At 60.9% G+C, this 11,675-nt stretch carries 10 protein-coding genes; 2 read left to right on the top strand and 8 right to left on the bottom strand.

The features are described 5' to 3' along the window. Nucleotides 1-19 precede the first annotated feature (19 nt). From VGO04_RS17965 to VGO04_RS17935, 8 genes are all read right to left on the bottom strand, one after another. Nucleotides 20-1,348 (bottom strand): extracellular solute-binding protein, encoded by a 1,329-nt coding sequence (locus VGO04_RS17965; protein ID WP_327497336.1) that lies wholly within the window; start codon nt 1,346-1,348, stop codon nt 20-22. 20 nt (nt 1,349-1,368) lie between these two features. Then, nucleotides 1,369-2,223, bottom strand: a complete 855-nt coding sequence (locus VGO04_RS32985; protein ID WP_414650563.1) for an ROK family protein — start codon at nt 2,221-2,223, stop codon at nt 1,369-1,371. 5 nt (nt 2,224-2,228) lie between these two features. Beyond that, nucleotides 2,229-2,915 (bottom strand): N-acetylmannosamine-6-phosphate 2-epimerase, encoded by a 687-nt coding sequence (locus VGO04_RS32980; RefSeq protein ID WP_414650562.1) that lies wholly within the window; start codon nt 2,913-2,915, stop codon nt 2,229-2,231. A 69-nt stretch (nt 2,916-2,984) separates the two neighbouring features. Next, a complete protein-coding gene (locus tag VGO04_RS17955; RefSeq protein WP_327497335.1) occupies nt 2,985-3,731 on the bottom strand; it encodes a GntR family transcriptional regulator in 747 nt (248 codons plus the stop codon). Between the two features lie 436 nt (nt 3,732-4,167). Continuing rightward, on the bottom strand, nt 4,168-4,902 hold the full coding sequence (locus tag VGO04_RS17950) for a DUF2306 domain-containing protein (RefSeq protein WP_327497334.1): 735 nt from the start codon (nt 4,900-4,902) through the stop codon (nt 4,168-4,170). A 254-nt stretch (nt 4,903-5,156) separates the two neighbouring features. Beyond that, nucleotides 5,157-6,449 carry a nucleotide sugar dehydrogenase gene (locus VGO04_RS17945; RefSeq protein ID WP_327497333.1) on the bottom strand — a complete coding sequence of 431 codons (1,293 nt, stop codon included), beginning with the start codon at nt 6,447-6,449 and terminating at the stop codon, nt 5,157-5,159. After that, the gene (locus tag VGO04_RS17940; protein ID WP_327497332.1) at nt 6,446-7,666 is read right to left on the bottom strand and encodes a glycosyltransferase family 4 protein; all 1,221 of its coding nucleotides are present in this window, start codon (nt 7,664-7,666) and stop codon (nt 6,446-6,448) included. Before VGO04_RS17940 ends, VGO04_RS17945 begins: the two co-directional genes overlap by 4 nt. Nucleotides 7,667-7,723: 57 nt before the next feature. After that, on the bottom strand, nt 7,724-8,725 hold the full coding sequence (locus tag VGO04_RS17935) for a polysaccharide deacetylase family protein (protein WP_327497331.1): 1,002 nt from the start codon (nt 8,723-8,725) through the stop codon (nt 7,724-7,726). Nucleotides 8,726-8,951: 226 nt separating this feature from the next. Between VGO04_RS17935 and VGO04_RS17930 the strand changes: the two genes are divergently transcribed. After that, nucleotides 8,952-10,394 (top strand): FAD-dependent oxidoreductase, encoded by a 1,443-nt coding sequence (locus VGO04_RS17930; protein WP_327497330.1) that lies wholly within the window; start codon nt 8,952-8,954, stop codon nt 10,392-10,394. A 66-nt stretch (nt 10,395-10,460) separates the two neighbouring features. Beyond that, nucleotides 10,461-11,570 carry a glycosyltransferase gene (locus VGO04_RS17925; RefSeq protein WP_327497329.1) on the top strand — a complete coding sequence of 370 codons (1,110 nt, stop codon included), beginning with the start codon at nt 10,461-10,463 and terminating at the stop codon, nt 11,568-11,570. The last annotated feature ends 105 nt before the right edge of the window (nt 11,571-11,675 follow it).

Raw genomic sequence — 11,675 nt, 5'->3', positions numbered from 1 at the left:
CCGCCACCAGCATGGATCTTTACTTGAGCAGATCCGTCATGCCTTTTTCGGTGTTCTTAAGCGCGTCGTCGAGCGATTGCTGGCCCGACCAGTAGCCGGTGAACTCCTTGGCCTGGAGCTCATAGACCGAGAGTGCCTTGGCCGAGGTGCCGCCATTCATGACATAGCCGTATTTGCCGGCGAACTCGCCAAGCTTGACGAGGTCCGGCCGCTCGGCGGCCACTTCCTTCACAATTTCGGGCGTCAGCGCCGGTGCGCCGCTGTTGCGAGCGTAGGCGAGGGCCGCTTCCTTGGAGGACAGCCACTTGATGAAGGCCTTGGCGCCGTCCTTGTTCGCCGCATTCTTGTTAAGGCCGAAGCCGAGGCCATGAATGTGGGTAAAGCGACCTTCCGGACCGGCCGGCGGAGCGACCGCTTCCGTGACCTCGCCGACGGCCGGCGACTTGTCCTTGGACATCAGATCCGAAGCGGCCGCATTCCACTGCACCATCGCAGCGACCTGACCGGACACATAGGCTGCGTTGGCCTCAGCATACTCATAGGAGAGCGAGTCGCGTGGGGTCGCACCTGCGTCGTAGAGCAGCTTGTAGGTTTCAAGACCCTTGCGGTAGGCTTCGGAATCCACCGTCACCTTGCCGCTGTCGTCCATCCAGTTGCCGCCATAGGCGCGCGGCAGCGACTGGAACACCATCATGTTGAAGAGCAGGTTCTTCAGCTGAAGCACGGTGCCGTAGCGCGTCGGGCTGTCCGGATTGACGGCTTGCGTGAAGTAAAGGGCCGTCGCAGCAAAATCGTCCCACGTCCATTCGTCGGGTGTCTTCGGCTCGAGCTTCTTTCCGAGATGCTTTTCCGAGATTTCAGCGAACTTTGCCTTGGCCGCATCGTCCTTCATGAGCGCGTCGATCAGATCCGTGCGGTAGTACAGGAAATGCAGCGACAGGTCGGTCGGAACGCCGAACTGCTTGCCCTCGTACTGCATCGTGGTGAGCACTTGGTCACCGTAGACGGCCTTGGCTTCGTCCGACAGTTCGACCGGCTCCATGAACGGCGCATATCGACCGATCGAATAGGTCGCGAGCAGGTTTACGTCGAAGGCCGTCGAGCCGGCGGCAAGGTCCGCCTGCAGCTTGTCCCAAAAGCCGTCGCGATTGAAGAAAAGCAGCTCGACCTTGTTGTCGTCGCTGACATCGGCCTTGGCATTGTAGAGGTCGGCCGCGGCACGCAGGGCCGCTTCCTCCGGACCGCCCGGCCAGCCGAGCACCGTCACCTTCGCAAAAGCCGGGCTCGCCAACAGGCTGGCGAGCGTGGCGGCAATCAGGCCGCCTCTGATCATGCTGGAAAATGTCATGTTCTTGTTCTCCCTCTTGGTCAATTCTGACGCTTTGCCAGGTCTGCAATACCAACCGCGCCGGCCGTTTCACCCAAGGCCGCTGCCACGACCCGCGGGGCGAGCCGTGGCGGTTGCCCTTCGTGCATCTGCCGGACGGATTCGAGATAGCCGGGCGCAAGGCCGATGCCGCCACCGATGACGATGCAGGCGGGGTCGAGCGCGAGCTGGATGTTGCTGCAGAGGAGCGCGGTCTGGCGCGCCGATGCCGTCACGATGGCTTGCGCCCAGCTCTGTCCGTCTGCGGCCGCCGCAAACACATCCCTGGCTGTGGCGCCCTTGAGATGCGATGCGGCTTCCGTCGCTACCCAGTTGCCGGAGACGCCATCCTCCAGTGTGCGGTCTGGTTCGATCAGGCTGCGGAACTGGCCGAAATGGCCGGCGAGCCCCCCCAGCAATCGCCCGTTGACGACGATGCCGCCGCCGATGCCGGTCGAAATCGTGAGGAACACCATGTCGTGTCCCTGACCGGCGCCGAACGCGTACTCGCCCCAGGCGGCGGCCTGTGCATCGTTGGCGGCGAGAACCCTGTCGGTGCCGGCAAGCTCGGCTACGGTCGCAACGAGGGGAAAGCGATCGGGAATATCGAGGGTGCGCCGGTTGAGCGGAGACCAGCGGCCGTCGTCGACGATGCCCGTGACGGCAACGCCGACGGCATCGTAGCGCCCCTTCCAGTCACCGATCGCCTCGAAGAGCGCGCCGAGCCATTGCCGGGGATCGCCGCTGCGCGGCGTCGGCATCCGGCGCGTCTCAAGCACGGCAGCGTCGCGTACCATTGCTGCCAGCATCTTGGTGCCGCCGATGTCGAGAGCAAGGATGGTTTGGGAAGGCGCCATGCTTGTCATGCCTCCCTCTGCCCGATGGTCTCGTCGAGTGCCGCGCGGAACCAGGAGGTGACATATTCCGGCCGCGTGATGGCCGAGCCGACCACCACCATGGAAGCGCCGGCCGTCAGCGCCTGTTGCGCCTGGGCGGGCGTGCGCACATTGCCTTCGGCAATGACATGGGGCGTGAGCCTGCGCATGGCGGTCACGAGGTTGAAATCGGGCGCCGTAGGTTCCACCGTCCCCGTATAGCCGGCGAGGGTGGATCCGACGACATCGGCGCCTTCGGCGAGCGCCTGTTCGGCATCGGCAAGCATCGAGCAGTCGGCCATGGCGACACGGCCATGGGAACGGATGCGGGCGACAAGCGCTTCGGTCGGCACGGGGCGAATGCGCTGCGTGGCGTCATAGGCGATGATATCGGCGCCGGCCTTGGCCAGTGCGTCGACGTCGTCGAGATAGGGGGTGATCCGAACGGGACTATCGTCGAGGTCCCGTTTGACGAGGCCGATGATCGGCCTGTCGGTTGCCGCACGCACGGCCGCAACATAGGCAGCCGACTCGATGCGTAGCGCGCTGGCGCCACCGTCGATCGCCGCCAGCGCGAAGCCCACCACCATCTCCGCCCGGTCCATGGCGCCGCCCTTTACCGGTTGGCAGGACACGATAAGACCCTTGTCGAGCGCTCTGAAGTCAAGTGGCACGCGGCTATCTCCTGTGATGTCAGGATGGTAGCAAAGTAAGACCAGATTGCAACAGGCTTTAAACTGGTATTATCGTATCAGCTCGATGACGAAATCATAGACATCGCCGCGGTACTTGGTCTGGGTGAATTCGACGATCTGGCCGTCTGCCAGAAAGCAGCGGCGCTCCATGATCAGAAGCGACGCATCGTCCGGCGCAGCCAGCAGCTGGCGCTCCTCTTCCGACGCGGGCTTGGCCTGCATGCGTTGCAACGCCCGCACCGGAAGCGCGCCCGCCGTCTCGAGATACTCGTAAAGGGAATCCCCTATGGCCTGCGGATCGGGAACGAAGCGCGCCGGCAGGGTGGCAAGCTCGACGGCGATCGGCAGGCCGTTGGCGGTGCGCAGGCGGCGCAAACGCACGACTTTCTCGGCGCCGGAAATGCCGAGCGCCATCATCTCTGCTGGAGAAGGCCTTGAAATTTCTCGTGAAATCCAGGTGCATCCGGGGTCGAGCCCACGCGAGCGCATGTCCTCCGAAAAGCTGGTCATGGTCGCGAGCGATTTCTCCACGCGCGAGGAGACGACCGTCTTCGCGCCCTGCCTACGATCGAGGAAGCCGTCGCTGACGAGGCCGTCGATGGCCTTGCGGACCGTCACGCGCGAAAGGCCGAGAACACCGCTCAGCACTCTCTCGCTCGGAATGACCGCGCCGCGTTTGATATGCGAGGCGGCGACAGCCTGCTTCAGCGCGGTCTCAAGTTGCCGGTAGAGCGGTTCGTCACTCGGGCCGGAAAGCTGTTCGGCGAGGAAGTCGAGGACCGGTTGATCAGTCATGGAGCGGGCTCTCCGTGTGGCATGTCGCCGTAAGAAATTTTTCTGATATTAAACTGGTATTGCTCCGAGAGCAAAGATTTGCGTGTTGGCGATCGTCTCCGTCGCGTCATCCGTCCTTAACTTGTCATAGGCCATGTGCGAAGAGGCATCGAGTTCGACCGAGCAGAGCCGCCAGGGACGATGCCCTGTAGCGCAGAGAACGCGCCAACTTTGAAACAGTGATTGATCGCAATCGAATGCCGTCTTCGTCGGGCCGCGAAAGGAACGCGTCCCGTTTGACCCGGGCGCTCAATTATCGCTGATAAGGTTTGGAGGTTCGCAATTGCCTGGGCGCTGCCCAGACCTCCTTCGCATGAGAAGACGGTTGAGTTCTCCAGCGTCGCAACGATCCTTCGACGGCCAGATACGGCATTCGGTTGATTGCACTCGCCGCCGACTAAGGCGACGGCGATTCGCTTGGCGGCAACTGAAGTGAGAGTTCTCGCACCGGCTGAGACGTAAGTTGCCTGTCTCGTCGCCGGCGGTAGCCGTCGGCGCGGAGCAGGTCCCGCCAATTCGGGCTTGTGAAGAATGCAGTTTGAATCAGCAATTCGGCGATCAGGAGGTTTGGAACAAACTGTAGCGCTCGCAGTGGCTCATAGATGAGGTCGAAGTCCGCCCCAAGCCAAAGCAATAGATGCAACTCACCGCGGAATGTCACATTCGTAAGGGTGAGGGCGTAATTTCGGATCATCCATTCAGAATGACGAGCATATCGCCCTTGCACAGCCCGCAACCAGGCAAGAGCGGCCGTGACGAACCATAGGATCGACAGGACGGAGAAGCCGAAGACAGTCAGGGGCCCCTCGGTTTCGTTCAGGCTCATCTTGAGTGTTGCGATCGAGGTGACAAGTACCGTCAGAATGTACGCGCGGCCGCCCCAGCGGTGAACAGTGGGGTGCCGTTGCGGGAGCCGGTCAAAGAAAAGAAGTGCCCCACCGACAAGAAGCACCGGCGCTGTAGAAAGGTGCAGATACAACTCGAACTTTTCATGCGCGAGGTGATCAATAGCGCGATGAAATATGGTGTGAATATCAACGAAGATGAACCGCGAATTCAGTATTGCGACCGAAATCGCCGAGAGGCTCATCAAGAGCCAAAGAGATTTGCGAAAACGTCTTAATTCAACCATGGCACGATCCGCCAAAAAATTGCTTACGGTACAATGGTTTAAGATGAAAACAAAAATTCAATCTGAGGTCGTGCCTCAACGTCGCGCACAGTGTAGTTTATTATTAGAAAAATGTCATGTAGCTGGTTTTTGTATAAGGCTGCAATTGTGCGGACTGAAGTCGCTCAGCGCGTTGTCATGCCTCTCCTGATGTCGGAGCGTTGCGGCGCGCGCTACACGAATGGCTGTCGCAAATATCTGGGTAACCCGCTGCCTCAAAGGCTCCAGTGCCGGATATCGTCAGGGATCTGTGCGCCAGTCAGCGCTCCCTTGACATCGACAAGCACGCCACCGCGATCAAGCATCCGGCCGATCTCCCCATCATTGGCAAGATAGGTGTCGTGCGGCACGGCGAGGATCAGCGCCTGCAATTTCTCGAAGTGCGAAAGGTCATCAAGAGCGATGCCATATTCGTGTTTCGCCTCGTGCGCCGAGCAATGCGGGTCGTGAACGAGAGCCCGGATCCCGAAGCTGCGCAATTCGTCGACAATATCGGGTACTCGGGAGTTGCGCAGGTCCGGCACATTCTCCTTGAAGGTCAGCCCGAGAACGCCGACCCGGGCCGTGCTGAGTGCAATGCCCATTTCGACCATCAGTTTCACTGCTTTCTGCGCTACAAATCGCCCCATTCCGTCGTTGATCCTGCGACCCGCGAGGATGACTTCGGGACGGTAGCCGACTTCCTCGGCCTTTGCCGTCAGATAGTACGGGTCGACACCGATACAGTGTCCGCCGACCAGCCCGGGCGTGAAACGCAGAAAGTTCCACTTGGTCCCGGCGGCTGCAAGAACCTCACCTGTCGGAATGGCAAGTCGTTCGAAGATCATCGCCAGTTCGTTCATCAGCGCGATGTTGATGTCGCGTTGGGTGTTCTCGATGACCTTGGCCGCTTCGGCCACGCGGATGGAACTGGCGCGGTGGATGCCGGCCTGGATGATGGCGCCGTATGCGGTTGCGATCCGCTCGAGGGCCGCCAAATTCTGCCCCGCGACGACCTTGACGATCGTCTCCAGCCGGTGAACGCGGTCGCCCGGGTTGATCCGCTCCGGCGAATATCCGAGGAAAAAGTCCCGACCGCATGTTAGGCCGGAGGCGTGTTCCAGTGCCGGACCGCAAATCTCTTCGGTTGCACCTGGAAAAACCGTGCTCTCAAGCACGACGATTGCCCCTGGTGTCAGATAGGGAGCGACCGCGCGGCAGGCCGAAAGCAGGGGAGTGAAATCTGGGCGCTGCGCCTTGTCGACCGGTGTTGGCACAGTCAGAATGTACAGCGTCGCCTCTGAGAGGCACTCCGGATCATTCGAAATCTTCAGTCGCGTCTCTGCGAGTTCCGAGCCCGAAATTTCGCCGGTGTCATCGCGTCCGGTTTCCAGTGACGTCACTCGCCGTTGTGAGATATCGAAACCCACGACATGCTCCGCGACGCGCGCGAATGCGACGGCCACCGGCAATCCCACATAGCCAAGTCCGACGACGGCGATACGCTCCTTCACGGCGAAACTGCTCACGAAACGCGTGCCCCCTGTAGCGGAAAACTGCTGTCCGACGACGTTGCGAGCGCCGAGTTCAACCCCAGACCGGCGAAAAGCACGTTATTCACCGCGTGAACGTCGTAGCGTTCCACGGCGCGGCGGCGCGCTTCAGCGCCCATGGTTTCAATCAAGGTGGCGTCTGCGAGAAATCTCTCCATGGCCTGCGCGAGCGCATCGACGTTTCTGACAGGGGTCACATAGCCGGTAACGCCATGCTTGACGGGCTCTGCGCAGCCGGGAGCATCGCTCGTTACCACCGCTCTTCCCGTCGCCATCGCCTCCAGAATGGTGCGTGACAGCCCTTCCCTGTAGGAGGGCAAGACGAAGACAGAGCAGTCGGCAAGATGGGGGCGAACATCCTTCGTCTGGCCGAGATACTCTATCGCACCTTCAGCGACCCAGCGGTCCACTTCGTCGCGGGAGATCGCGGCGGGATTGGAATCGAATGGCCCGAGCAGCTTGAACCGGGCTTGCGGATGGCGGGCGCGAAGGATCTTTGCTGCCGCGACGAATTCCTTCACGCCCTTGTCATGCAAAAGGCGTGCGACCATGAGGAAAACCGGGTTTCCGATCGGCCGCGGGCACTCCGCAAACCGTTTGGTGTCGACGCCAGATCCGGGTACCAGTGTGAGAACGTCTTCTGAGACGATCGCGCGCGTCCGCAGTTCGGCCGCATCGGTTTCGTTGTAGACGAAAACGCGCTCAACGCCCCTCAGAGCCATGCGATACAATTTGACGCTCAGCCACAGCAACGCAGATGTGCGCAGGGTGTGTATGCGATCAACGAAGACATAGCCGAGACCCGTTACCAACGCGAAGCGGCGCGGCACGCCCGTGAACCTGGCCGCGAGGCCGGCGTAAATAATAGGTTTCATGGTGTAGGGCAGAATGATGTCGGGGCGGATTTTCCGAAAGATGCGCGCCAGTGCTGCGAAGGTCATCAGATCTTCGATCGGTCCGGTTTCTGTGCGAGCCAGTGGTATGCGGATGTAGTGAACTCCGAGGCTTTCAAGCACAGCGGTCGTTTCCGCGTCGTCGTCCGGTCCCAGCGCATAAACATCGCAGCCACGCTGCCGAAGGCCACGCAGCAACTCCAGGCGAAAATTCACCAGCGACGAAGTGAGGCTCGCAATGACGGCGATCCGGGGAGAACGGTTGTCCACCTCAGGTCTGTCACGGGCCGTTGCTGTCACTGCATCTATCCCCCACGGTAGGTCGGCAAGCGGTTTTCGGTGCGAATTGCCAAGGTGCTAACTGCCTTCGGCCCCGATTGTCGCGTCTTGCCGTTCGGCCCAAGCGGCGGCTTCGGCCATGTTGAGTGTCGGCCAGCCGTAACGCTCGCGCAGGCGCGCGGCTTCTGCGGCAATAGCCGACATGGTTTCGAAATTCTCGTCCTGATCGACGCCGAAATTTTCTGGATGAAACCACAGATGAAACACGCCACCTCGTCGTGCGGCACGGCGCATGGCTTTCAATATCCGTTGTAGCTTCAGCCCCTCGCCGGCGGCCAGTCGATGCGAGAAGGGTCTCAGGAAAAGGCTCGCGGGCACGTTGCACATCCCGTCGTGCCTCTCGACCTCAAGTTCTCGCCGCGCCCCCATTTCAAGATAGCTGTCGGCAAGTCGAACGGCCCGCCGAAGAACGCCTTCTCTGTCGCGAGCGACGCCTCCACCGCCAGCTGCGCGCCCCGTTCCCCGGTAGACCGTAATTCCGGCTTCGCGGCAGACCGCCAGCGCCTCGGCGCTGACCTGGTTGCGTGGGAAGACGATGGTGCGGATAGGATATCCTTTGGCAGCGGCGACATCGATCGCGGCATTAAGGTCAGCGGCGAGAGCCTCGCGCGTGTGTCCCTCTTCAAGGCAGTAGTAGTGAGAGAATGTATGCGTGGCGATCTCCTGACGCGGTCGCCTGCTGATGCTCCGGATCAGGCTTGGGGCAAAATGGTAGGGATCCTTGCTTTCGTCCGCGCCAACTCCGTTCAGGTAGGAGTAATTCGAGAGACGCGGATTGCGATAGGACGGGCGGATCGCGGGCAGTCGAGCAAGAAGTTCGTCCCGATCGTCGCAGAAGAGAAACCCGACCGTCGCCCAAGTGCAGCCAAGCTCGTGTCGATCGAGCAGGTCAAGCATCCTTGGTACCATGGAGCGAACGCCAAGGACGTTGCGGCCATGACTGGCGATCGTGCGGGAATCGTTGACGCCCCACATAAGCTCGAAATCCAGAGACAGGACAAACCCCCCTCCGTCGCCCATTAGACTTATCCCGTAAGTATTGTTGCTTACATAAATCGAGTTATTATTAATTGTAAGGCGACATCCCGTATTTTTATGCCGGAGACGCAGTCTTTAGATTTTGTATTTCTTGACAGCGTATTGTAATGCGGCAAACTCAGCAAGCGGGATTATTTAACGACCGCCGACATCGCCAGCCCGAGGTGTCGCGACAAGGATGCTTATCTGCCCCCATGAAGGAGCGAATTTGTCAGATGCCGGTATCCATGTAAGTGATGAACACGTCATCGTGCTCGGGGCCGGCCCCTCGGGCCTTGCGGCATCACTCGCACTTTGTCGTGGCGGCCTTCAGCCGCTTGTGCTTGAGCGGGACGATGATGTCGGTGGATTGATGCGGTCGTTCCGGTGGCGTGAGTTCATCGTCGATCTTGGTCGCAAGGAACTCTACACCCGGTTTCCCGAGGTCGATACGCTTTGGAACGAGGCGCTTGGTAGCGCGTACGGTCCATATCCCCATCGTGTTGGCAGCCTTTATCGTGGACGCATCCTCGAATTGTCTGACAAATACCGCGGAATTCTGCGCGGCATCCCTGTTCCGTGGTTGGTCCGCGGGGGGCTGTCGATGCTCGGAGGCTGGGCGCGCGCAGCGGCGCGCTCACCGACATCCTACGAGGCCTATTGGCATGGTCGTGTTGGACGGGTGTTTGCCGAGTTGCTGGCGCAGGGCTATTGGGAGAAATTCCGCGGCCGCCGCTGGCAGGAAATGCCCGTCCCGGAAATTGAGGACGAAGCCACCCCCAGGCGATCCCGCTCGTTCGAAATTGCGCGACAGGCCTTACGTCTCGCACGACGCGGGGGCGTGCAAACTCAAGCGGCCTGGCGTCACCCGACGCATGGCACCGGGCAGATCTTCGAGGCGCTGCGTGGTGAGATTGATGCCCGTGGCGGCCGGATCCGGTTCAACGCTGAGGTTCGGGCTATCCGACCCCAGCCGGACGGATCATTCGAGATCGAGTTTCTGGAGTCCGGCGTTGTTCACCGTCGAGCGAGCCGCCACTTGATTTCCAGCCTGCCTATTGAAAGGCTGACCGAGTTGCTCGGCGCCGGCCCGAACGACGTGGATGGCCGCGAAGCCCGGCGCAGCGTAATCCTCGTTTATCTTTTTCTAGACGAGCCACCGCAGTTTCCACACGCCTGGTTGGAGGTCAACGATCCCATGACGGCCATCGGGCGCATCACCAACTATGCGGCTTTTGGCGGTGCAATGGTGCCACCAGGTCATACAAGCCTCTGCATCGAGTTCTTCTGCCAGGCCGACGACCCCATCATGCAAATGGACGACGAGGCGCTCACCAAACGCACACTAAAGGAACTCGCCGGGGCGGGGCTGGTCCACCCTGGGAGACTGATTGGCTCTTCTGTTCGTCGCCTGCAACGCACCAATGCCGCAGCCAGTTGGCGCGAGCAGCAGACGGAGAGACGACTGACCCTCCTGAAAAGCCTGGCGAGATACCCGACGCTCTATCACGTCAACAGGCCGGGCTCTGACTGGGCTACGCTCGCGGGGATGCTCGCCGCAGATGCGGTTCTGACGGAAGATCGCGCGGCTTTTGATCAGCGCGCCGATCCGACGGTCAGGCACACGGAAGTGCCCATCAAGCCGCAAGCGGCGGCAGAAGACACGCGATGATCGGACAAGCGGACGGACGCGACATGGCGGCGTCACATTGAAATGGCAGGGCGGGAAACGGCAAGCATGCGCGTAATGCATCTCATAACCAACATGATGGGCACCGGTGGTGCGGAGGTCATGCTGCTGCGACTTGCGAGTGTTATCGGCGGCGAGCGTCCGATCATCGTGTCTCTCATGGATGTCTCCGACCGACACCGACAATTAATTGCCGATCATGGTCTCGATGTTCGTTCCTTGCAGGTCCGGTCGACCGCCGGAATGATGAAATCGGTTCTCACGGTTCGCCAGCTCATCCAAAAAGAACGGCCGGATGCCTTGATGTGCTGGCTCTACCACGCAATGGTCGTCGGACAGTTGGCCGCTTGGCGGGTCGCTGACGAGGTGCCGGTCTACTGGAACGTCAGGCAGTCGTTGGACGACATGGGATCCTTCAGCGCGAGCACCCGTACGGCGCTGCGGTTGACGCGTCTTTTGTCGCGTGGGCCAGCGGGCATCGTCTTCAATTCGTCGCGCGCCCTCCATCTGCACCGACAATTCGGCTACCGCAATCGGAACCTCGTCACGATCCCCAATGGCTTCGATTTCGTGCAGGCAGCGCCTGTGGAGGCCCGTCGGCCCGAAGTTTTCGGCATCGCCGGGCGGCTGCACGCGCAGAAGGACTACGCGACCTTTTTCGCAGCCGCAGCACAGGCCCACCGCAGCCACCCTGCGATCCGTTTCATCGTTGCCGGTGCTGGCCTGACGCTCGATAACCCCAGCGTTCGCCAGATGATTGCTGAGGCAGGTCTGCCCTTGGGTGCCATCGACCTTCGCGGAAACGTTTCAGACATGGCACACTTTTATCGCGACATCGACGCTCTGGTCCTTTCGTCGCGCACGGAAGGATTTCCCAATGTCGTTGCCGAGGCGATGAGTTTCGGCAAACCGGTGATTTCGACTGATGTGGGCGACGCAGCCGTCATCGTCGGCGACAGCGGTTTCATCGTTCCGCCCGGCGACGTCCTGGCATTGGCCGATGCAATGGGCCGCATGCTGGCCCTCGGGCCATCAGAATATGCAATGCTTGCCGTGGCGGCCAAGCGCCGGGTCGAGAGCTCCTATCCGCTTGCGCGTGTCGCTGAGCTCTATGACTCGTTTTTCAGGGGTGCACCCGTGTCCCCTGCTGCACCATAGGGGCAGCCGCCGTCGTCCGGACCTTCCGAGCCGCACTTCGAGCTTAAACCAGGGCGCGACGTCGATCTCACGATTGGACAGGTGTTGCCTGGGACGACATTGCCC

The sequence above is a fragment of the Ensifer sp. genome, assembly GCF_035999185.1.
Lineage (GTDB): Bacteria > Pseudomonadota > Alphaproteobacteria > Rhizobiales > Rhizobiaceae > Ensifer.
This window is presented reverse-complemented; position numbering and strand designations above follow the sequence as displayed.

Excerpts from the sequence above, each read along its gene's own strand:
- VGO04_RS17955 (WP_327497335.1), bottom strand. The coding sequence starts at position 3,731 with ATGACTGATCAACCGGTCCTCGACTTCCTCGCCGAACAGCTTTCCGGC.
- VGO04_RS17925 (WP_327497329.1), top strand. The coding sequence starts at position 10,461 with ATGCGCGTAATGCATCTCATAACCAACATGATGGGCACCGGTGGTGCG.
- VGO04_RS17935 (WP_327497331.1), bottom strand. The coding sequence starts at position 8,725 with ATGGGCGACGGAGGGGGGTTTGTCCTGTCTCTGGATTTCGAGCTTATG.
- VGO04_RS17965 (WP_327497336.1), bottom strand. The coding sequence starts at position 1,348 with ATGACATTTTCCAGCATGATCAGAGGCGGCCTGATTGCCGCCACGCTC.
- VGO04_RS17950 (WP_327497334.1), bottom strand. The coding sequence starts at position 4,902 with ATGGTTGAATTAAGACGTTTTCGCAAATCTCTTTGGCTCTTGATGAGC.
- VGO04_RS32985 (WP_414650563.1), bottom strand. The coding sequence starts at position 2,223 with ATGGCGCCTTCCCAAACCATCCTTGCTCTCGACATCGGCGGCACCAAG.